The 20,261-nt window shown below is 71.6% G+C and carries 18 protein-coding genes; 12 read left to right on the top strand and 6 right to left on the bottom strand.

The genetic code is table 11. The features are described 5' to 3' along the window. Nucleotides 1–128: 128 nt before the first annotated feature. A complete protein-coding gene (locus ACFV57_RS25720) occupies nt 129–1,106 on the top strand; it encodes a helix-turn-helix transcriptional regulator (RefSeq protein ID WP_385236807.1) in 978 nt (325 codons plus the stop codon). Between the two features lie 69 nt (nt 1,107–1,175). Here ACFV57_RS25720 and ACFV57_RS25715 read toward each other — a convergent pair whose 3' ends face one another. Next, nucleotides 1,176–2,237 carry an SDR family oxidoreductase gene (locus tag ACFV57_RS25715; RefSeq protein WP_385236804.1) on the bottom strand — a complete coding sequence of 354 codons (1,062 nt, stop codon included), beginning with the start codon at nt 2,235–2,237 and terminating at the stop codon, nt 1,176–1,178. 179 nt (nt 2,238–2,416) lie between these two features. On the opposite strand from ACFV57_RS25715, the gene ACFV57_RS25710 reads away from it, so the two are divergent. The 3 genes from ACFV57_RS25710 to ACFV57_RS25700 all read left to right on the top strand — a co-directional run bounded on the left by ACFV57_RS25710 (nt 2,417) and on the right by ACFV57_RS25700 (nt 4,659). Beyond that, complete coding sequence (locus ACFV57_RS25710) at nt 2,417–2,935, top strand: DUF4240 domain-containing protein (protein ID WP_385236827.1); 519 nt, start codon at nt 2,417–2,419, stop codon at nt 2,933–2,935. 273 nt (nt 2,936–3,208) lie between these two features. Further along, the gene (locus ACFV57_RS25705; RefSeq protein ID WP_385236801.1) at nt 3,209–3,802 is read left to right on the top strand and encodes a TetR/AcrR family transcriptional regulator; all 594 of its coding nucleotides are present in this window, start codon (nt 3,209–3,211) and stop codon (nt 3,800–3,802) included. Continuing rightward, nucleotides 3,799–4,659 carry an alpha/beta hydrolase gene (locus ACFV57_RS25700; protein WP_385236799.1) on the top strand — a complete coding sequence of 287 codons (861 nt, stop codon included), beginning with the start codon at nt 3,799–3,801 and terminating at the stop codon, nt 4,657–4,659. The genes ACFV57_RS25705 and ACFV57_RS25700 overlap by 4 nt, the downstream gene beginning before the upstream one ends. A 55-nt stretch (nt 4,660–4,714) precedes the next feature. Here the strand turns inward: ACFV57_RS25700 and ACFV57_RS25695 are convergent, their stop codons facing one another. Further along, entirely contained in the window at nt 4,715–5,218 is a 504-nt protein-coding gene (locus ACFV57_RS25695; RefSeq protein ID WP_385236796.1) for a GNAT family N-acetyltransferase, read from the bottom strand. 48 nt (nt 5,219–5,266) lie between these two features. Between ACFV57_RS25695 and ACFV57_RS25690 the strand changes: the two genes are divergently transcribed. Next, a complete protein-coding gene (locus ACFV57_RS25690; RefSeq protein ID WP_385236793.1) occupies nt 5,267–6,226 on the top strand; it encodes a TIGR01777 family oxidoreductase in 960 nt (319 codons plus the stop codon). A 411-nt stretch (nt 6,227–6,637) separates the two neighbouring features. Beyond that, entirely contained in the window at nt 6,638–7,864 is a 1,227-nt protein-coding gene (locus ACFV57_RS25685; RefSeq protein WP_385236790.1) for an FAD-dependent oxidoreductase, read from the top strand. Between the two features lie 186 nt (nt 7,865–8,050). Here the strand turns inward: ACFV57_RS25685 and ACFV57_RS25680 are convergent, their stop codons facing one another. Then, nucleotides 8,051–9,613 (bottom strand): regulator, encoded by a 1,563-nt coding sequence (locus ACFV57_RS25680; RefSeq protein ID WP_385236786.1) that lies wholly within the window; start codon nt 9,611–9,613, stop codon nt 8,051–8,053. Between the two features lie 362 nt (nt 9,614–9,975). Between ACFV57_RS25680 and lipB the strand changes: the two genes are divergently transcribed. The 4 genes from lipB (at nt 9,976) to ACFV57_RS25660 (ending at nt 13,111) form a co-directional block, all read left to right on the top strand. Beyond that, a complete protein-coding gene (gene lipB / locus ACFV57_RS25675) occupies nt 9,976–10,791 on the top strand; it encodes a lipoyl(octanoyl) transferase LipB (RefSeq protein WP_385236783.1) in 816 nt (271 codons plus the stop codon). Between the two features lie 198 nt (nt 10,792–10,989). Further along, nucleotides 10,990–11,940: a lipoyl synthase gene (lipA, locus tag ACFV57_RS25670; RefSeq protein WP_385236780.1), complete on the top strand. Its 951-nt coding sequence runs from the start codon at nt 10,990–10,992 to the stop codon at nt 11,938–11,940. A 228-nt stretch (nt 11,941–12,168) separates the two neighbouring features. Then, nucleotides 12,169–12,387, top strand: a complete 219-nt coding sequence (locus ACFV57_RS25665) for a hypothetical protein (protein WP_385236777.1) — start codon at nt 12,169–12,171, stop codon at nt 12,385–12,387. A 10-nt stretch (nt 12,388–12,397) separates the two neighbouring features. Continuing rightward, on the top strand, nt 12,398–13,111 hold the full coding sequence (locus tag ACFV57_RS25660; RefSeq protein WP_385236774.1) for a DUF4191 domain-containing protein: 714 nt from the start codon (nt 12,398–12,400) through the stop codon (nt 13,109–13,111). 219 nt (nt 13,112–13,330) lie between these two features. On the opposite strand, the gene ACFV57_RS25655 is transcribed toward ACFV57_RS25660, so the two are convergent. Continuing rightward, nucleotides 13,331–13,798: an RDD family protein gene (locus ACFV57_RS25655; protein WP_385236770.1), complete on the bottom strand. Its 468-nt coding sequence runs from the start codon at nt 13,796–13,798 to the stop codon at nt 13,331–13,333. Between the two features lie 408 nt (nt 13,799–14,206). Here ACFV57_RS25655 and glnA point away from each other — a divergent pair, with 408 nt between their 5' ends. Then, nucleotides 14,207–15,616, top strand: coding sequence for a type I glutamate--ammonia ligase (gene glnA, locus ACFV57_RS25650; RefSeq protein ID WP_385236767.1), 1,410 nt, complete (start codon nt 14,207–14,209; stop codon nt 15,614–15,616). Between the two features lie 190 nt (nt 15,617–15,806). Here the strand turns inward: glnA and ACFV57_RS25645 are convergent, their stop codons facing one another. Continuing rightward, nucleotides 15,807–17,018, bottom strand: coding sequence for a Shedu anti-phage system protein SduA domain-containing protein (locus ACFV57_RS25645; protein ID WP_385236764.1), 1,212 nt, complete (start codon nt 17,016–17,018; stop codon nt 15,807–15,809). Between the two features lie 250 nt (nt 17,019–17,268). Here ACFV57_RS25645 and ACFV57_RS25640 point away from each other — a divergent pair, with 250 nt between their 5' ends. Beyond that, nucleotides 17,269–19,542: a germacradienol/geosmin synthase gene (locus ACFV57_RS25640; RefSeq protein WP_385236761.1), complete on the top strand. Its 2,274-nt coding sequence runs from the start codon at nt 17,269–17,271 to the stop codon at nt 19,540–19,542. Between the two features lie 218 nt (nt 19,543–19,760). On the opposite strand, the gene ACFV57_RS25635 is transcribed toward ACFV57_RS25640, so the two are convergent. Next, nucleotides 19,761–20,084: a hypothetical protein gene (locus tag ACFV57_RS25635; RefSeq protein WP_385236758.1), complete on the bottom strand. Its 324-nt coding sequence runs from the start codon at nt 20,082–20,084 to the stop codon at nt 19,761–19,763. Between the last annotated feature and the right edge of the window lie 177 nt (nt 20,085–20,261).

The following is a 20,261-nucleotide window of genomic DNA, read 5'->3' as shown; positions in this document are numbered from 1 at the left end:
GGGAATCTCGCTGGAGTCACCCGCGTTCCTGAGGGCCCTCTCCACGTCCCGCTGAGTGGTGTCGGGGGTGCCCGTGCGTGCGGGGAAACGATCCGCCGCGGGGCGGCCCCGCACGGCATGATGCAGCCATGCGCGCTGCCCGGCTGATCAGAATGGTGCTGCTGCTCCAGTCCCGCCCGTCGATGACCGCCGCCGAACTGGCGCGGGAGCTGGAGGTCTCGGAACGCACCGTCGCCCGTGACGTGCTCTCCCTGTCCGAGGCCGGGGTGCCCGTCTACGCGGACCGCGGCCGGGCCGGCGGCTACCGCCTCATCGGCGGCTACCGCACCCGGCTGACCGGCCTGGGCCGCAGCGAGGCGGAGGCCCTCTTCCTGTCCGGCGTGCCCGCCGCGCTGCGCGACATGGGCCTCGCGGACGCCGCCTCCGCCGCCCGTCTGAAGGTGTCCGCGGCCCTGCTGCCCGAACTGCGGGACGCCGCGGACGGCGCCGCCCAGCGCTTCCACCTCGACGCGCCCGCCTGGTACCGCGAACCGGCCACCCCGGACCTGCTGCCCGCCGTCGCGGACGCCGTCTGGGACGACCGGCGCGTCACCGCCCGCTACCGCCGCAAGGACACCGAGGTCGAACGGGAGTTGGAGCCGTACGGCCTGGTCCTCAAGGCGGGCGTCTGGTACCTGGCGGCACGGGCCGGCGCGGACGTACGGGTGTACCGCATCGACCGCTTCACCTCCGTCACCCCGCTCGGCGAACGCTTCGCCCGCAGCCCGGACTTCGACCTGCCCGCCTTCTGGGCGGAGCGCGCCGCCCAGTTCGCCCGCTCGCTCCTGCGGGACGAGGTGGTCGTACGGCTGACACCCGCGGGCGCCCGGCAGCTGCGGCACGTGACCGACCGCGCCGCCGCCGAGGAGGCGGTGGAGCGGGCCGGCGGACCCGACGGGCAGGGCCGGATCACCGTCACCCTGCCCGTCGAGTCCCTGGACGTCGCCTTCGGCCAGCTGCTCGGCCTGGGCCCGGAGGCGGAGGTGCTGGCGCCGGCCGCACTGCGGGAGCGTTTCGCCGAGGCGGCGGCCCGGATGTACGGGCTGTACCGGGAGGCGGAGCGGTAGCGGTGCGCCGGCCGCCGGGCCCTGGCGGTCGCCGCGGCACTGTCCGCCGGGCCCCGGTGGCCGTATCGCCTACCGGTATCCGGTCGTGTCCGCCGGCTTCCCCTCCTGCTCGATCTCGGTGATGTAGCGCCAGGCGTCCGGCGCCGACCCGTCCACGTCCGTGAAGCCGTACACCTTCGCCAGGCCGCCGCTGGAGAGCGCCTGCCCGTTGAACCGGGCCACGTCCGGGTCGCCGGCCAGCGCCGCCAGCGCCCGCCCCACGAACACCGGCGTCTCGGAGATCGCGAAGTGCGGATTCTGCTCGCAGCCCGCCCGCCAGTTCTCCTCACTGACCTTGAAGTGCGTGTCGAGCATGGCCTCCGACCGCAGCCACCCCGGGGTCAGGCACAGCGCCGTGCACCCGTACTCCGGCAGCTCCTGGGCGAGGCCCTTCGCCATCCTGATCGGCCCGCTCTTGGCCAGGTCGTAGTAGAAGGGCTCCCGGTAGCGGCGGTTGAACTCCTCCGTGCCGTCCGTCACCTCCACCACCAGTCCACCGGGCCGGCGGACCAGCAGCGGCAACGCGCAGCTGCTGGTGATGATGTGGCTCTCCACCCCCAGCCGCAGGACCCGCAGCCCCTTCTCCAGGTCGTGCTCCCACATCTTCTTGCCCCACTCGACATGCACGTCGCCGCCCCACAGGTCGTTGACGAGGATGTCCAGCCGCCCCTGCTCACGGTCGATGCGCTCGGTCAGCGCCCGTACCGCCGCCGGGTCCAGGTGGTCCGTCGGTACGGCGATGCCGGTGCCGATGCCGCTGTCGGGGCCGGTTGCCGGGGTGGTGCCGGAGCCGGTACCGGTGTCGGTTCCCGGGGTGGTGCCGGGGCCGGTACCGGGCGTGCGTCGCTCATCGGCCGAGGCGCTCCGGGCGGCCCGGCCTGCCGCCGTCACCAGCTCGGCGGTCTCCTCGATCGTCTCCGTGGCCCGGCCGACCTCGCTGGTGTGCTCCCTGGTCGTACGGCCGGTGACGTAGACCGTGGCACCGGCGCGGCCCAGCTCCACCGCCATCGCCCGGCCCGCGCCCCGCGTGGCGCCGGCGACCAGCGCGATCTTCCCGGCGAGCGGTGCCGGTGTGGTGGTGGTCCCTGCCATGGTGGTTTCCTCTCCTACTCGCATGACCCGAGCCTCGCGCCGAAACCCGACACCTTGTGTCCGCTTTTCCCGGCGCCCGGTCCGGACTTTTCCCGGCGGACGTGCGCGGATAACGACACCGTCGCATCTGCGGCACTCCGCGTGCGGCGCCGTCCGGCAGGAACGATGCTGTACCCGTGATGGACGAGACGGAGTTCTGGCAGCTGATCGACAGCTCCCGCGAGGCCGCCGAGGGCGACCCGGAGGAGCAGTCGGACGCGCTCGTCGAACGACTGGTGGCGCTCGATCCCGACTCGGTGGTGGACTTCGCCCGGCACTTCGAGTCCCGGGACAACCGCGCCTACACCTGGGACCTGTGGGCCGCGGCCGGCATCCTGCTGGGCGGCGCGAGCGACGACGCCTTCGACTGTTTCCGCAGCTGGCTGATCGGCCAGGGCCGGGAGGTCTTCGAGGGCGCGCTGCACGATCCGGACCACCTCGCCGAACTGCTCGACGCCTTCGACGACGAGGTGGACGGCGACGCGGAGGAACTCGGCTACGCGGCGGACGAGGCGTACGAACAGCTCACCGGAGCCGAGATGCCGGACCTCGGGCTCCCGGCCCAGCCCGCCGAACCGCTGGGCACGTATATCGACCTCGACGACGACCGCGCCCTGGCGGAACGATTCCCCCGGCTGTGGGACCGCTTCGGCACCTGACGCCTTCCCCACGACGAGAACCCCGAGCGCCGCGCGCCGCCTCTCCGGCGGGACGCGGCGCTCTTTCCGTACTGATGTGCGCCTTTCGTACCGGTGCACGCGGGCGTACGGAACGTACGGGCGCACGGGGCGCACGGGGCGCACAGGGCGCACGGGGCGCACGGGGCGCACGGGAGCCGAAATCACTTGCTGTCCCTAGAGGCCCTAAGTTATACCTAGGACTCTTAGGAAATACCTAGAGTGGCTAGCCTAGAACGACGACAGGGAGGGCTCATGGCGCGAGCCGGACTGACGACGGAGCGGGTGACGGTCGCGGGCGCCGAACTGGCGGACGAGGCCGGGCTCGACCAGGTGACCATGTCGCAGGTGGCGCGGCGGCTCGGCGTCAAGGACGCGAGCCTGTACACGCACGTCCGCGGCCTGGACGACCTGCGTGGGCGGATCGCCCTGCTGGCGGCGGACGAGAAGACCATCCGCATCGCCGAGGCGACCGCCGGCCTCGCGGGCAGGGATGCGCTGATCGCGTACGCCAACGCCTGGCGGGAGTACGCGCACGCGCACCCCGGCCGCTACACGGCCACGCAGCTCCCGCTGCACATCGACCCCGAGCTGGCCGCCAACGCCCCCGGCCCGCGGCGCGCGGTCGAGCTGACCTACGGCATGCTGCGCGGCTACGGCCTGGCCGAACCGGACCTGACCGACGCGGTCCGGCTGCTGCGCAGCACGTTCCACGGCTTCGTCGCCCTGGAAGCCACCGGCGGGTTCGCGCACCAGCGTTCCCCGCAGCACTCGTGGCTCCGCGCCCTCGACGCCCTGCACGTCGTCCTGGAGCACTGGCCCACGTCCCGAGAAGGAGACCCCACATGACCGGCCCCACCACCGGCAGCCTGCGCGTGAACGGCGCGACCCTGCACTACGAAGTGCGCGGCCGGGGCCCGCTCCTGCTGCTGATACCCGGCGGAGCGGGCGGCGCGGCCTCCCTGGCCGGCATCGCCGACGGCCTGGCGGCCGAGTACACCGTCGCCTCGTACGACCCGCGCGGCATGTCGCGCAGCACGCTGGACGACCCCGAGGCCGAACAGCACGTGGCCGAGCACGCCGACGACGCGTACCGGATGCTGGAGCTGCTGTCGCCCGGCGAGCCCGCCCGGGTGCTCGGCATCAGCTCGGGCGCGATCACCGCGCTGCACCTGCTCACCACCCACCCCGGACGCGTCGAACGCCTCGTGGCACACGAGCCGCCGGTGGTGGGGGTCCTGCCGGACGCCGCCGAGCAGCGCGCGTTCGTCGCGCGCGTGCGGGAGACGTTCCGTACGGAGGGGCTCATGCCGGCGATGGCCGTGTTCGCCGCGGGCCTGAAGAAGCACGGCGCGGCCACCGGGCCGGAGGCGGAGGCGGAATCCGCGCCGGAGCCCGAGCTGCGGCTGCCGCCGCAGGCGGCGGCGCGGGCCGAGCAGACGATGGCCAATCTGCCGTACTTCGTCGAGCGCGTCGTCCCCGACTTCATGACCTACGCACCGGACCTCCACCGGCTGCAGACCCTGTCGGACCGGCTCGTACTCGCCTGCGGCCAGGACTCGCGCGGCGAGCTGCCCTACCGTACGGCCGCTTCCCTGGCCGAGCGGACCGGCGCGGAACTCCTGCACTTTCCCGGCGGGCACACCGGTACGACCACGCACTCCGCCGAGTTCGGTGAAGCACTCGGGAAGGCGTTCCGCGCTTAGCGGCGCACCGGACGGAGGATGGCTCTCGCCTTCGGGAACCTTCGGCAGCCGGCTCTCACGTCCGGGAGCCGGGCAGCGCCTTGCCCATCATCACGTCGTCGACGTACTCGCCCTCCAGCAGGAATTCCTCGGGCAGTACGCCCTCCACCCTGAAGCCCGCCGACTCGTAGAGCCTGCGCGCCGGGGTGTTGTGCCCGAGGACCCGCAGGGTGACGCGGCGCGCGCCCTCGTCCATCGCCTGCGCGCAGGCCGCGTCCAGCAGCGTGCGGGCGACGCCCCGGCCGCGCGCCCAGGTGTCGACGGCCAGGCCCTGGATCTGCCGTACGTGGGCGTTGCAGGGCAGCGCCGTCGGCGGCACCAGCCGGACGTAGCCGGCCAGCTGTCCCGCGATCTCCGCCACGAGCATGTCCTCGGGCCGGTGCCGGTTGTCGAAGAACCGGTCGTACGGCGGCCGCGGCCGGGGCGTCACGGCGTGCAGCGTCGACCACGTACGGCGGTCCAGGACCGCGAGCTGCTCCTCGTCGGCGAAGACGGCGGCACGGACGAACGATTCGGACATGCGTGCCACTGTGCCATGTGTGCGCCCCGGCGAGGCAGTATGGCTGCCATGCGGATCGCGATCACCGGCTCGGCCGGTCTCATCGGCACGGCACTCATCCGCTCCCTGCGCGAGGGGAGCGGCTCCCGCCCGTCGGACACCGGAAAGGGCCCGGACGCCGGAAAGGGGCGGGACACCGGAAAGCGTGTGGACATCGTCCGCCTCGTCCGGCGCGAACCGCGCGCCGCCGACGAGGTGCGCTGGGACCCCCGGCGCCAGACGGTGGACGCCGCCGGGCTCGCGGGCTGCGACGCCGTCGTACACCTCGCGGGCGCGGGCGTCGGCGACCACCGCTGGACCGCCGCGTACAAGCGCGAGATCAGGGACAGCCGCGTCCTCGGCACGGCGGCGCTCGCCGAGGCCATCGCCTCCCTGGACACCCCGCCCCGGGTCTTCGTGTGCGGCAGCGCGATCGGCTACTACGGCGACACCGGCGACCGGCGGACGGACGAGTCGGCACCGCACGGCGACGGCTTCCTGGCCCGCGTCTGCGTCGACTGGGAGGAGGCCGCCGCCCCGGCCGCCGAAGCCGGCATCCGTACGGTCTTCGCCCGCACCGGGCTGGTCGTGGGCCGCCGGGGCGGCGCCTGGGGCCGGCTGTTCCCGCTGTTCAAGCTGGGCCTGGGCGGCCGGCTCGGCAACGGCGGCCAGTACTGGAGCTTCATCTCCCTGCACGACCACATCGCCGCCCTCCGGCACCTCGTCGACACCGACGGCCTGAGCGGCCCGGTCAACCTCACCGCGCCCGAGCCGGTCACGAACCGGGAGGTCACGGCGGCGATGGGCCGGGTCCTGCACCGCCCCACCCCCTTCACCGTCCCGACCCCCGCCCTGCGGCTCGCCCTCGGCGAATTCGCCGACAACGTCCTGGCCAGCCAACGCGTCATCCCCCAGCGCCTCCTGGACACCGGCTTCACGTTCACCCACCCGAAGGTGGACGAGGCCATCCGGGCAGCGCTCACGTCCTGACCCCTCTCCCCCCACCGGGGCGCGGCCCGCCACGAGACGGAGGGGCCGGGGGCGGAGGGGTGGGTTCCAGGACGTAAAGCGAAGCAGTCCAGGAACCCGCCCCGCAGCCCCCGGCCCCGGCCCCACACCAGCAACGGGCCCCGCCCCACCAAACTCCCCGCCGCCGAAGGCGGCCCCGCACTCGGTGCCGCCCCACCCACCCCCTGGGCAACCGCGGCGCCGCACCCAGCAACGCGCGCCCCCACTCACGGCACTCCGTGCCGCACCGTGCACCCGTGCGCGGTCTACGCGCGATCGCGCCCCCACCGCCCGGCTTCTTAGGGTTCCAACCTCACGAACTCGGCATCCCGCGCGCCGGTACGGGGCAGGAGCCCCCTAGCGCCGGCACCGGGACCGACCTCGGGAGGGCACGTGCTGCGCACCGTATCGACCGTGGACGTCGTCATCGTCGGGGCCGGCCTCGCCGGTCTCGCCGCCGCCCACCATCTGACCAGCGCGGGAGCCACGGTCACCGTGCTGGAGGCCGCCCCGCGCACCGGCGGCCGGACCACCACCGATCACCTGGACGGCTTCCGGCTGGACCGCACCGGCCAACTACTCGTCACCTCGTACCCCGAACTACGCACCACCCCCGGCCTCAGCGGCCTGATCCTGCGTCACTTCTCCCCCGGGCTCTGTCTCCACAACGGCCGCCGGGCACAGCGCGTCGGTGCCCCCCGGAGCACGAGGGGCGCACTTTCGGCCGCGCGCGCCCTTTCGCGCTCCGAGCGTCGCGCCGACCGCACCGCCGCCCAGGCACTGGCCGCCCGCCCGGTCTTCCCGCCGTACATCCCCGACGGCTTTCTGCGCCCCCTCCTGTCCGCCCTCTCGTGCGACCCCGGACTCAGCGGCTCCAGCCGCGGCGCCGCCCAGGCCCTGCGCTCCTTCGCCCGCGGCCGGCTGTGTCTGCCCGCCGGCGGGGCCTCGGTCCTGCCCGAACTCCTCGCCGCCTCCCTTCCCCCCGGCACCGTGCGCACCTCCGTACGCGCCGTCTCCGTCTCGACCACCAGCGTCACCACCGCCGACCACGGGCAATTCCCCTGCCGCGGCGTGCTCGTGGCCACCGGGGCGCGCGATGCGGCAGGGCTGCTGCCGGGGCTGCGGGTCCCCGACTTCCACCCGATGACCATCGTGCACCACACCACTGACAGTCCCCCGGTCCGCGAACGGACGTTCTTCCTGCCCGCCGAGGGCCCGGTCGCGCACACCTACGTCGCCAGCGAGACCGACCCCTCCCGCGCCCCGGCGGGCCGCGCCCTGGTCACCACGACCGTGCTGGGCGCCCCGGCGACACTGCCCGCCCGGGCCCTGGACAAGACGGTCCGCCCCCAACTCGACCGGATCTACGGCACGTCCACCGACGCCTGGCAGCTGCTGGCCGCCCACCACGACGCGGAAGCGGTCCCGGCCATGCCCGTACCGCACGATCCGGAGCGCTCCGTCCGGCTGCTGGCCGGGCTGTACGTGTGCGGCGACCACCGGGACACCGGCACCGTCCAGGGCGCCCTGCGCTCCGGCCGCCGGGCCGCCCGCGCCGCGCTCGACGACCTCCGCCTGCCCCCGTTCCACGAGCCCTGCGAACTCTCCGCGGCGGCCTGACCCCGGCGCCCCACCGACCGGCCGGGCCACACACAGCCACAGGGCCCGGCACGTCGAAGGGGCGGGCTCGACCAAGACCCCGGCGCATCCAGGGCACCGGCTCGCCAAGAGCCCACCGCATCGAAGGGGCGGGCCGCTGATCCGCGCCCCGCCCCACCGGCCCCGCCCCCGTCCGGCTCCCGCCCGTCAGCCCTTCATGGCCGACACCCGGTCCCGGTAGCCCCGTACCGCCGCCGCGTCCCGGTACGGCTCCAGCCGGCGCTCGAACTCCCGGACGTACTCGTGCGCCCGTACGGACCGCATCTCGGACGCCTGGAGCGCCGCCTCCGCGCCCAGCGCGCACGCCTGCTCCAGCTCGCCCAGCCCCAGCCGCGCCGTCGCCAGCACCACCCGGCAGAACAGACGGCTGCGCGCAAACCCGGCGCCCCGCAGCTGGAGCGAGCGCTCGGCGTGCTGCGCCGCCGCCCGGAACTGCTGGAGGTCGCGGTGGCAGTGCGCCAGTTCGTCGGCCAGCTGCGCCTCGTCGAAGAAGCGCGCCCAGTAGGGCGTGTCGTCCCCGGGGCGCGCCGTCTCCAGCGCCCGTTCCGCCCGCGCGAGCGATGCCGTGCACGCCCGTACCTCGGTCAGTACGCCGTGCCCGCGCGCCTCCGCCGAGTGCAAAAGTGCCTGCACGATGGGCGGCGCGTTGCTGCCGACCCCCTGCTGGGCCACCCGCGCCAGCTGGACGGCCTCCCGGCCGTGCCCCAGGTAGACGGCCTGCCGGCTCATGGTCACCAGGACGTACGCGCCGTACGCGCGGTCCCCGGCCGCCTGCGCCAGCCGCAGCGCCTGGACGAAGTAGCGCTGCGCGAGGCCGTGCGCGGCGATGTCGTACGACGTCCAGCCGGCCAGCCGCGTCAGGTCCGCGGCGGCCGCGAACAGCCGCCGTCCGGCCGCCTCGCCGTACGTGCCGCGGAGCATCGGCTCGACCTCGTGCTCCAGGTAGCGCACCAGGGCCTGGCGCGCGTGCCCGCCGCCGTACGCGTGGTCCAGCGCCCGGAACAGCTCGCCGACCGACCGGAGCGCCTTGATGTCACCGGCGGACACCCGGTAGGCGTGCGCCCGGTCGGAGCGCTCGGGGCGCTCGGGGCGATCCGTGCGCCCGGTGGCCCCCGCGCGCTCCGCCCGTTCGGGATGGCCGGAACGGTCGTGTCCGGAGCGGTCGCCCCCGGGACGGTCCAGCTGCCGCTGCCGGGGCACCGACACCTGCATCCGCCCCGGCGCGGGCAGCCGCCCGGCGGGCTCCACCGCGTCGCCGTGCGCGACCCGCTCGTCGGCGCGCCCGATCAGCCAGTCGCGGCTGGGCACCACCAGTCCGGCCGGGGTGAAGGCGATCTTGCGCAGCTCCGCGTGGCTGCCGGAGTCCTTGCGCCACAGACCGCTGACGATGTCCACCGCCTCGCTCGGCGTGGACGCGAACTCCAGCCCGGCGTACACCGGCGCGCAGGCGTCCAGGCCGAGGTCCTGGGCCGACAGGCGGCGCCCCAGTCTGCGCGTGAAGACCTCGGCGATCAGGGCGGGCGTGGTGCCTCTGGGCTGCTGACCGCGCAGCCAGCGCGTCACCGACGTCTTGTCGTACCGAAGGTCGAGCCCGTGCTCCAGGCCGAGCTGGTCGACCCGGCGGGCCAGCCCGGCGTTGGAGAATCCCGCCTCCGCGATGAGCGCGGCGAGCTGTCGGTTGGGCGTGCGCTGTGGGGGTCGTTCCGTCATCAGCTTTACCGGTCTCCTGCCTTCCGGGCCGAGCGGCCCGGGTTCGGCTGACCCTGTCCGGCGCTGCTCCCTGCCCTCGTGGAACGGCGTGAATGTAACGGCCGCGAGCGGCTTTCTCGCCGCCTTCGCCACGCGTTCATCCGATCGTGTGAGCAGGGCTCGTACTGTCCTCCACGCCTCGGAGAGCGGCCCGCGGCCCGTCCCCGCAGGGGCGGCACCCCGGAGCGCCACGGGGGCTCCCGGAGCGCTTCCGCGCGCCCGCGCGCCGGGCACCCGCCCCGGGCGCCTGCGGGCGCCGTCCGCCCCCGCCGTACAGTTGGCGTGGGCGCGAAGGACGCAACAAAGTTCGAAGAGGAGCTGCCGTGACTGCGATCTCTCGGGGGGACACCCCCACACCCGAGGGGCTGCGCTTTGTCCAGCTGGGCTTCGGCGCCGACGCCGTCGAGTACGAGGAGGCGTGGCAGGAGCAGCGCAGGGTCCACGCCGCCCGGTTCGCCGACGAGGTGCCGGACACGTGTCTGCTGCTGGAGCACCCGCCCGTCTACACGGCGGGCCGGCGTACGGACGACAGCGAGCGCCCCCTGGACGGCACCCCGGTCATCGACGTCGACCGCGGCGGCAAGATCACCTGGCACGGCCCCGGCCAGCTGGTCGGCTACCCGATCCAGAAGCTCCCGCGCCCGGTCGACGTCGTCGCCCACGTACGGCGTCTCGAAGAGGCCATCATCCGCACCTGCACCGAGTTCGGCGTCGAGACCACCCGGATCGAGGGCCGCAGCGGCGTCTGGGTGCTGGGCGACCCGGTGGCCGACCGCCCGTCCCTGGGCGGCCTCTCCCTCGACTTCGACCCGCGTACGGCCGACGAGGAGTTCGACCCCCGGCTGAACGGCCCGGAGTACGCCCCGTCCAACGCCGGCCAGCGCCGCGAGGACCGCAAGCTGGCCGCGATCGGCATCCGCGTCGCCAAGGGCGTCACGATGCACGGCTTCGCGATCAACGTGAACCCGGACAACACCTCGTTCGACAAGATCGTCCCCTGCGGCATCCGGGACGCCGGGGTGACCTCCCTCGCCAACGAGATCGGTCGGGAGATCACCATCGCCGACGTCCTGCCCGTCGTCGAGAAGCACCTGCGCGACGTGCTGGAGAACGCCGTGCTGCTCCCCCGGGCGGTCTGAGCCGGTCACCGGACGGTCCGGGCCGGTCACCGGGTGATCCGGTCCTTTCCCGAACCGGCCCATCCGGTCACCGATCCTCCGAAACCGACCGCGAGGAATGCGCCCCTGCCATACGGGGTTGGCCTGCACGTAAAGACGTGCGAATTGACGGGCGTACCCTGGTGTACGCCGAAGAAACGAAGTCGTAGGGAGCCGGACGTGTCCGCTGTCGCACCCGACGGACGCAAGATGCTGCGCCTGGAGGTCCGGAACAGCCAGACCCCCATCGAGCGCAAGCCCGAGTGGATCAAGACCCGGGCGAAAATGGGCCCCGAGTACAACCACCTGCAGGGCCTGGTCAAGAAGGAGGGCCTGCACACGGTCTGCCAGGAGGCAGGCTGTCCCAACATCTACGAATGCTGGGAGGACCGCGAGGCGACCTTCCTCATCGGTGGTGACCAGTGCACCCGCCGCTGCGACTTCTGCCAGATCGACACGGGCAAGCCGCAGGAACTGGACCGCGACGAGCCGCGCCGGGTGGCCGAATCCGTCCAGACGATGGGGCTGAAGTACGCCACGATCACCGGCGTCGCGCGCGACGACCTGGACGACGGCGGCGCCTGGCTGTACGCGGAGACCGTCCGCCAGATCCACGCCGCGATGCCCGACACCGGCGTCGAGCTGCTCATCCCCGACTTCAACGCGGTCCCCGAGCAGCTCGCCGAGGTCTTCTCCTCGCGCCCCGAGGTGCTCGCGCACAACGTCGAGACGGTGCCGCGCATCTTCAAGCGCATCCGCCCCGGCTTCCGCTACGAGCGCTCCCTCGAAGTCATCACCAAGGCCCGCGAGGCCGGCCTGGTCACCAAGTCCAACCTCATCCTGGGCATGGGCGAGGAGCGCGCGGAGATCAGCCAGGCGCTGCAGGACCTGTACGACGCGGGCTGCGAGCTGATCACGATCACGCAGTACCTGCGCCCGTCGGTGCGCCACCACCCGATCGAGCGCTGGGTCAAGCCCGCCGAGTTCGTGGAGCTCAAGGAGGAGGCCGAGGAGATCGGCTACGCCGGCGTCATGTCCGGCCCGCTGGTCCGCTCCTCCTACCGCGCCGGCCGCCTGTACCAGCAGGCGATCGAGCGCCGCCAGGTCGAGGAGTCGGCCCAGGCCGTCTGACCCGGTCGCGCCCCGGCCGACCGGTGGGGACCCGGCTGACCCTTGGGTCGGAATGTGAGTCCCGGCACACGCTGCAACGACGCGGCCCGTACCGCCCCAGGCAGGGGCGGTACGGGCCGCGTCAAGGTTTCATCGGTGTTTGACCGGCGGGTCATCAGTTGGTAACACCGATCCGTAACGATGGCTTTACACACAGCATCCATCCTTCCTCCTGAAGGGGAACCCGCCATGCAGGCCGCGCCCGCTCGCGCCACCGCCGCTCTCCCCATCCCGTCGGTCACCGATGCCCTGCGCGCGGTGGAGTCCGTACTGATGCGCGGCGGGCAGCGCACCGCCCGCCGGAACGCGTGGACATCGGTGCTGGAGGACCGCCGCCGGGCCAAGGACCGACGCGAGGCCCAGCACGTACTGGAGGCCGCGGCGACCGAGGGTCCGAACGCCACGTAAACTGCGCCCCATGGCGAGGAAGGCAAAAGCAGACAGCGCTGAGGGCGCTGCGAACCCCGGGCGACTGAAGCAGATCGCCCAGACCTACAAGATGACCCGTCGGGTCGACCCCAAGGTCGGTCTTGTCGTCGCCGGCGTGGGCATCGTCGTTTTCGGCGTTCTCCTCGTCCTCGGCTTCCTGATCGGCCACCCCGTCTACCTGGGCATCCTGGGCTTCGTCCTGGCCTTCCTCGCGATGGCGATCATCTTCGGCCGCCGTGCCGAGCGGGCCGCCTTCGGACAGATGGAGGGCCAGCCCGGCGCCGCGGCGGCCGTACTGGACAACGTGGGCCGCGGCTGGACGGTGACCCCGGCGGTCGCGATGAACCGCCAGCAGGACGTCGTGCACCGCGCCGTCGGCAAGGCGGGCATCGTCCTCGTGGGCGAGGGCAACCCGAACCGCGTACGCGGCCTGCTGGCCGCCGAGAAGAAGCGGATGGCCCGCATCATCGCCGACGCCCCGGTCCACGACTTCGTGGTCGGTGACGGCGAGGGCCAGATCCCGCTCAAGAAGATCCGCACGACCCTCCTGAAGCTGCCGCGCACCCTGGCCGGCGCCCAGGTGACGGCCGTCAACGACCGCCTGCGCGCGCTCGGCGACCTGATGAGCAACATGCCGGTCCCGAAGGGCCCCATGCCCAAGGGAATGCGGATGCCGAAGGGCGGCGGCGGCAAGATGCGCTGAGCCGCACCCGCGGCAGGCATACATCACCGGAACGGCCGAGGGGCCCGGGACCTTGTGGTCCTGGGCCCCTCGGGGTTCTGGGGGGGGATATGGGGGCTGAGGGTTCGGGAGGGGGAACTGTACGGCCGTACGCGCACGATTACATACGACCCCGCACGCTCAGACACGACCCCGCACGCTCAGACACGACCCCGCACGCTCAGATACGAACCAGCGTGCTCAGATACGAACCTGTACGGCGCGGGCGAGGCGGTCGTGGAGGCCGCGGCCGTCGCGGTCCCAGATCACCGCCGGGATGACCACGGCCAGCAGGACCGTCCGCAGGGCCACGCGCAGCAGGGGCAGCCGTCCGCCGCCCTCGGCGACGACCCGCAGGCCCAGCAGCCGCTTGCCCGGCGTGAAGCCCACCGTGCCGACCGTCAGCACGCTGAGCACCACGAAGACGGCCAGCGCCCAGTTGCTCGTCGAGTCGGCCCGGCCGTGGCTGAGCAGCCCGTACGCGACGAGCGTGCACAGCGCCCAGTCGATGAAGAGGGCGGCGAAGCGGCGGCCGGGACGCGCGATCGAGCCCGGCCCCTCCTCGGGCAGCCCGAGCTGCTGTCCGCGGTAGCCGAACTCGACACCCATGTCCTCGGCTGCCGCGCGGGGCCCGGAGATCCACGATCCGATTGCTTGCCTGTTGTCCACCCGTCCACGGTACTGCGACCGCATACGTTCCCCCCTTCGCGGGGCCCCACCGAAGGCCGCCGCGGACCACGCCGAAGCCGCGGCGAGGGCGCTTCCGGGCCGACCACGGGCCGCGTCCGAGCCGCCGCGCCGCGGGTCCGCCACCCACCGCGACCGCGCAGGCACGCCCCCGCGCGATGCCGTGAGCGCCCCGCCCCCACCACCGGAATGATCAATTCCGACGACCCCCTTCCCCGTACATCGCCCTCCGAAAAGGGCCGCGCGGCGGTTAACCTCGGCGAAACAAATGGGTCATGCTTGGGAAATCCCGCCTGCCTATGGTCGGGCAAGCGCGCCACCGCACATGGCGCGCTCCGAGTAGCAATCCCGCGTCCGCCGACCGCCGGTGACCGGGCTAGGAGGAGTTGGATGTTCCAGAACGCCGATGAGGCCACGAAGTTCATCGCGGACGAGGACGTCAAGTTCGTCGACGTCCGGTTCTGCGACCTGCCCGGTGTGATGCAGCACTTCACGGTTCCGGCGGAGGCGTTCGACCCGACCGAGGAGCTCGCCTTCGACGGCTCCTCGATCCGTGGCTTCCAGGCCATCCACGAGTCCGACATGGCGCTGCGCGCCGACCTCTCCACCGCCCGCGTGGACCCGTTCCGCCGCGACAAGACGCTGAACGTCAACTTCTTCATCCACGACCCGATCACCGGCGAGCAGTACAGCCGTGACCCGCGCAACGTGGCGAAGAAGGCCGAGGCCTACCTCGCCTCCACCGGCATCGCCGACACCGCGTTCTTCGGCCCGGAGGCCGAGTTCTACGTCTTCGACAACGTCCGCTTCGAGACGTCGGCGAACCAGTCCTTCTACCACATCGACTCCGAGGCCGGCGCCTGGAACACCGGCTCCGAGGTCAACAACCGCGGCTACAAGGTCCGCTACAAGGGCGGCTACTTCCCGGCTCCCCCGGTCGACCACTTCGCCGACCTGCGCGCCGAGATCTCCCTGGAGCTCGACGCGGCCGGCCTGAAGGTCGAGCGCCAGCACCACGAGGTCGGCACCGCCGGCCAGGCGGAGATCAACTACAAGTTCAACACGCTCCTCGCCGCCGCCGACGACCTGATGCTCTTCAAGTACATCGTGAAGAACGTCGCCTGGCGCAACGGCAAGACCGCCACGTTCATGCCCAAGCCGATCTTCGGCGACAACGGCTCCGGCATGCACGTCCACCAGTCCCTGTGGTCCGGCGGCGAGCCCCTCTTCTACGACGAGCAGGGCTACGCGGGCCTCTCGGACACCGCCCGCTACTACATCGGCGGCATCCTCAAGCACGCCCCGTCGCTGCTCGCCTTCACCAACCCGACGGTGAACTCCTACCACCGCCTGGTCCCCGGCTTCGAGGCCCCGGTCAACCTGGTGTACTCGCAGCGCAACCGCTCCGCCGCGATGCGCATCCCGATCACCGGCTCCAACCCGAAGGCCAAGCGCGTCGAGTTCCGCGCCCCGGACCCGTCCTCGAACCCGTACCTCGCCTTCTCCGCCCTCCTCCTCGCGGGCCTCGACGGCGTCAAGAACAAGATCGAGCCCGCCGAGCCGATCGACAAGGACCTCTACGAACTCGCCCCCGAGGAGCACGCGGGCGTCCCCCAGGTCCCCACCTCCCTCCCGGCCGTCCTCGACGCCCTGGAAGCGGACAACGAGTACCTCCAGCAGGGCGGCGTCTTCACCTCCGACCTCATCGAAACCTGGATCGACTACAAGCGCACCAACGAAATCGCCCCGATCCAGCTCCGCCCGCACCCGCACGAGTTCGAGCTGTACTTCGACATCTAAAAGCCTCTCAAGGCTTCTGAAGGCCAGAGTCAAGGCCGAGGCCAGGGCTCTGCGCCATCGCCTGTGACATAGGTGTGCCCCCGACCACGCAGTCGGGGGCACACCTATATGTGTATGTGGCTATACGTACGGCTGCCAATAGACCGCCCCTTCCGCTCCCCCTGCGGCATTCCGGGGGTCCGGGGCTTGGCTAATGGGGTTCGGTGGTGGTCAGGAGGCGTTCGGCGTTGTCTATGAGTTCCTTGTAGGTGAGGACCTCTACGCGGTTCAGGTGGGTGTTGAGAGTTCGCAGGGCTTCGTTGATGTCTTCTTCGGGGACGCCGGGCTGGGCTGCGGGGTGGCCGATGAGGACGATGGCGCTTGCGCGGCGGGTTTCGATGGAGAACTCGTGCAGTATGCGTTCGCGATTCTCGTCGAGTCCGACCAGGTAGTTGACGGCTTGGGCCACGGCGTCGTGGACTTCGGCCGTGGGGACCCATGCGTTGCGGTGGCGTTTCACCAAAGGGCCGCTCAGCCCGGCGGCGCGCTTGAGTTCGACGATGTGCAGGGCTCCGTCGCCACGGATCAGAGGGATGTCGACCTCGTCGCCGGGTACGAGTCGCCGGTGCGCGGCTTCGGCCACGAACTGGCCGCCGAAGATCCAGTGTTGCCCGAGAAGGGCCTGGTGGAGGTCCCACTCCGAGGCGGTGGGGTCCTCGGCGGTACGGCGGAGGCCGACCAGGCCGGCGGAGCGGCGTCGGAGCTGGAGGGCTTGGAGGAGGACTTGGCCTTCGGTATCGGAGGCGAGCAGGCTCAGGGCTTCCGGAGAGGTGACAATCCGGTGCGCTGCTTCTTCGGCGTCTTCCACGTCTATTCGGTCGCGCATGATCCGCTCCATCAAGAGGGCGATCTCGGCACGCCCGCGCAGGATGCGGTAGCGCCCCGGGCGGTCCGCCGGCGCGTCGAGCCACCATGCCTCGCGGCCCATCATCTCGACGTGCGCGAGAAGGTCCTCGGCGCCGGCTTCCGGGTGCTCGACGAGAAACTTGCGACCTACGCGCCGGACGAAGTCGTGGGAGGCCCAAAGCGTCCGTGAAAGGTGGTCGCGGGTGATTTCATCGCGCGCCCCGTCCTGGAACAGACGGTACCTCTCCTCGAACTCCGGCTTGAGGATTCTTCCTTCGGCGTAGTCCAGGGAGTCCTGGAGGAGGCGGACCACGTGCCACTCCTCCTTGGCTGCGGCTGTGGCGCGGGCAGTTGACAACAGGTCGGTGAGGGGGCGGCCACCCCTTCTGCTGCGGCCGGTGCCGCTCGACATGTGGTGGAGCGCCGCGTCCACGGCGTCCGTAACGTCCTGGTCGGACGCCTCTTCGCGTGTGCGCTTCAGCCGGAGCTCCAGGGCGAAGTCGGATCTGACGGTCATACGGGCATGGTGAGCGGTGGCACTGACAACGGCCCGGTCAGAGGCTGGGGTTCGACGGCAGGGCGCCGAGGGCCGGGAGCGTTCGGCGGAGGGGTGGGGCGCCTCGCGGGGCCTGATTCACACGTACTTGCGATATGTCAAGACGGTGGATAGCCGGTGGGTCGGGTGGGTAGTGCTGTGGCCGCTGGAGGCGTGGGGCGGGGGAAGCGGCTCCGGCTGGACGGTTTGACGGACTAGGAGAGGGCAGGTCGTGGCGGAGCAGCCGTTTGAATTGCCGGGGTTCTATCTGCCGTATCCGGCTCGGTTGAACGCTCATGTGGAGGAGGCCCGGGGGCACTCCAAGGAGTGGGCGCGTGGGATGGGGATGCTGGAGGGGTCGGGGATCTGGGAGGAGCGGGATCTGGATGCGCATGATTACGCGTTGTTGTGCGCGTATACGCATCCGGACTGCTCGGCGGATGTGCTGTCGCTGGTGACGGACTGGTACGTGTGGGTGTTCTTCTTCGACGACCATTTCCTGGAGGCGTTCAAACGGACGCAGGACCGGGTGGGCGGTAAGGCGTATCTGGACCGGCTGCCGCTGTTCATGCCGATGGAGCTGGATACGCCGGTGCCGGAGCCGGTGAATCCGGTGGAGGCCGGGCTGGCTGATCTGTGGGCTCGGACGGTGCCGTCGATGTCGGGGGCGTGGCGGGCGCGGTTCCGGGAGAACACCGAGCATCTGCTGAACGAGTCGTTGTGGGAGCTTTCGAATATCAATGCCGGGCGGCTGCCCAATCCCGTCGAATACATCGAGATGCGCCGGAAGGTCGGTGGCGCGCCCTGGTCGGCGGGGCTGGTGGAGTTCGCGGCGGCGGCCGAGGTGCCGGCGGCGGTTGCCGGGGCGCGGCCGTTGCGGGTGCTGAAGGACACGTTCTCGGACGCGGTGCACTTGAGGAACGACGTGTTTTCGTATCAGCGGGAGACCGAGGAGGAGGGGGAGCTCAGCAATGGGGTGCTGGTGCTGGAGAACTTCCTCGGGTGCACGACTCAGGAGGCGGCGGACGCCGTCAATGATCTGATCACTTCGCGGGTGCAGCAGTTCGAGAACACCGTGTTGACCGAACTTCCGGTGCTGTTCGCGGAGCAGGGGATGAGTCCGCAGGAGTGCGCGGATGTGCTCGCCTATGCCAAGGGGTTGCAGGACTGGCAGTCGGGTGGGCACGAATGGCACATGAGGTCCAGTCGGTATATGAACGGGGGCGGGAAGGCGGCGGAGCAGGCGAATTGGTCGCCTTTCGCGTTCGGGGGGCTGGGGACCTCGGGAGCGGATGCGCGGCGGGCCGCGGCGGTCGTGGGCGCCAAGCGGGTGCGTAACTTCACGCATGTGCCGTTCCAGAAGGTGGGGCCTTCACAGCTGCCCGACTTCTCCATGCCGTTCAAGACGACGCTGTGTCCGCACCTGGACGGGGCCCGGGTGAATACGGTGGAGTGGGCGCGGGAAATGGGGCTGTTGCGGCCGGAGGCGGGGGTGCCGCTGTCGGGCATCTGGAGCGCCGAGAAGGTCGCGGACTACGACTTCCCGTTGTGCGCCGCCGGGCTGCATCCCGAGGCGACGCCGGAGGAACTGGACCTGGGGTCGCAGTGGCTGACCTGGGGGACGTACGGAGACGACTACTATCCCGCGGTTTTCGGGACGGTACGGGACGTGGCCGGGGCCAAGGCGTGCAATGCGCGGCTTTCCGAGTGCATGCCCGTGGAGGAGGGCGCGGTCGCACCGGAGCCGGCCAATGCGATGGAACGCGGGCTGGCGGATCTGTGGCGTCGTACGACGGAGTCGATGGACGCCGCGGCACGGCGGACGTTCCGGAATTCCGTCGAGGTGATGACGGCCGGGTGGATCTGGGAGCTGGAGAACCAGGCGCTGCACCACGTGCCCGATCCGGTGGATTACATCGAGATGCGGCGGGCGACGTTCGGCTCCGACATGACGATGAGCCTGAGCCGTATCGGGCACGGGCGGCGGGTGCCGGAGGAGATCTACCGCAGTGGTCCGATGCGTTCGCTGGAAAACGCCGCCACCGACTACGCGACCCTGCTGAACGACGTGTTCTCGTACCAGAAGGAGATCGAGTACGAGGGCGAGGTGCACAACGGGGTTCTCGTGGTGCAGAACTTCTTCGACTGTGACTATCCGACGGCGCTCGCGATCGTCCACGATCTCATGACGTCGCGCATGCGGGAGTTCCAGCATGTGGCGGCGAATGAACTTCCGGTGCTCTACGACGACTTCGAGTTGTCCGGTGAGGCGCGGGCCTTGCTGGACGGATATGTGAAGGAGCTGGAGAACTGGATGTCCGGGATACTCACCTGGCACCGGGAGTGCCGGCGGTACCGGGAGGAGGATCTGCGGCGCCACAAGGGGTGCGCGGACGCGTCGGCGGGGACCGGGGCCGGGGCCACGTCCGGGGCGTGGAGCGGCCGGCCCACCGGGCTGGGGACTTCGGCGGCCCGGGTCGCGCTGCGGGCGGCCGGCGCGGCGTGAGGGGGCCGGCATCTGCCTGGGCCCGCGTACCTGTCGCGATCGGGCGTATCCGCAGCGGCATTTCGGCGGCCCCGCGGTTTCGGGTATGACTGGTGGCCCCTCCCGGGTAGGCCAGGAGGGGCCGGTCAGGTCAGGAGTGCGGCGGCTGGGCTGCGGTCAGGGTCGGTTGGAGTCGTTGCCCGTGTTCCCGCGCAGGCGGCGGCGCGGCGCCTGCCGGGTCAGCGGGCGTTCTCAGTGATCAGGGAGCGGACCAGGCGGCAGGTCGTATTGGAGGGCGGGCGCACTCCGATACGGGCCGCGGTCGTGCGGATCGTGCGGTTACGAGCCCGCTCCGGGGTGTAGACACCGCCGTCGAGCAGGGCTATCGCGAGGCGCATGGCCTTCAGGCGGCGGTTGTGGGCCTCGTACCACTCGCGCGGGAGTCCGGCGGGCAGCGGCTTCTTGACCATCGGCGTGTGGCGGACCACCCGGCGCGCGGCGGCCCTTGCGTATGTGGTCGTCTTCGGAACGGCGGCGTTCGTGGGCAGTGCGACTACGGCCATCGGCAACCTCCTGGGTCAGCGGATCAGCAGTCCTGGACTGCTCCCTTTCTGCCTCCGATTTTAGTGCGGACCACTGACAAAGCCGCCTGGTCAGGGAGTACTTGCGTGGGGTGGGGGCTGTCGTGCAACAGCAGCCACACGGCCAGGGGCGGCGGAGCCGTCGGGGGTGGGGACGGG

Source organism: Streptomyces sp. NPDC059788 (genome assembly GCF_042732265.1).
GTDB lineage: Bacteria > Actinomycetota > Actinomycetes > Streptomycetales > Streptomycetaceae > Streptomyces.
This window is presented reverse-complemented; position numbering and strand designations above follow the sequence as displayed.